Annotated in this window: 2 protein-coding genes; both read right to left on the bottom strand. The window is 63.8% G+C overall.

What is annotated here, in order from left to right:
* Positions 1–161 precede the first annotated feature (161 nt).
* A complete protein-coding gene (locus V5F77_RS28990; protein WP_429008500.1) occupies positions 162–413 on the bottom strand; it encodes a conjugal transfer protein TraD in 252 nt (83 codons plus the stop codon).
* Position 414: 1 nt separating this feature from the next.
* Positions 415–741 carry a conjugal transfer protein TraD gene (locus V5F77_RS28985; RefSeq protein WP_429008501.1) on the bottom strand — a complete coding sequence of 109 codons (327 nt, stop codon included), beginning with the start codon at positions 739–741 and terminating at the stop codon, positions 415–417.
* Positions 742–774: the final 33 nt, after the last annotated feature.

The raw sequence follows: 774 nt of genomic DNA, 5'->3' as shown, positions 1-774 counted from the left end.
GGCTGGTGGGCTATCTTACGAGCGCGCGAAGTAAGTTATCCTCTTGGCGGATCGCGAGTTCCGTCGCCCCGCTTCCAGCGCCCATCGCATGCTCGAACGACGCTCCCCGCACGCAGTCGCGCGGCTGACATGCCATTGTCGTGGCATCAACGACGAACTGCTTAAACAGTTCGATCTGTCCCCTTGTTTGTTACCGGGTCCGCCTCGAACGCCTGCTTCCCCTTATCGGCCCACAGGCTTCGCGCATGTTCGCCTTGGTCGCTTTGGAGTTTGTCGGCCATCCAGAGCAGCGCGCCATAGATCATGATGCGGTCGTCCCCGGTCAGGTCGACGATCCCGGCCTTGACGACGAGGCCGCCGAGTTCGATCAGATGCCGCGTGCGTTTGCGGCGCTCGACCTGCCACGTGCGCATGTCATGCCGGGCGCGAGCTGCCTGACGCCGGTTGCGCGCTGCCCGGTTGCGCCGTAGCGCCTCCCGCGTTGTGGTCAGGCGCCGAAGCAGATCGCCGAGATTTGCTGCGAAAGAACGCGGCCCCGCGTTTCGCCCATGCCTCCTTCTTTCCGGCATCCTTGGTTTCGGCCAGCACGATCAGCGCGCCCGCCAGTTCGTCGGCGGTGAGCGCGTCGGCTCCGGTCGAGATGACCAGTTCGCCAAGCTGCTGCACCTTGCGATTCTTCAGGTCTTGCGCCTTGTCCTCCAGCGCCTTCAGTTCCGCGTCAAAGTCCCGTGGCCTGCGCATCATGTCCTCCATACGCTGTCGATGGAGCGATGA

Source organism: Roseixanthobacter psychrophilus (assembly GCF_043195195.1).
GTDB lineage: Bacteria > Pseudomonadota > Alphaproteobacteria > Rhizobiales > Xanthobacteraceae > NCEH01.
Note: the sequence above shows the minus strand (reverse complement) of the source record. Positions and strands in the feature narration are given on the sequence as shown.

Bases quoted from the DNA above. Each gene is read 5' to 3' on its own strand.
- V5F77_RS28990 (WP_429008500.1), bottom strand. From the start codon at position 413: ATGCGCACGTGGCAGGTCGAGCGCCGCAAACGCACGCGGCATCTGATC.
- V5F77_RS28985 (WP_429008501.1), bottom strand. From the start codon at position 741: ATGCGCAGGCCACGGGACTTTGACGCGGAACTGAAGGCGCTGGAGGAC.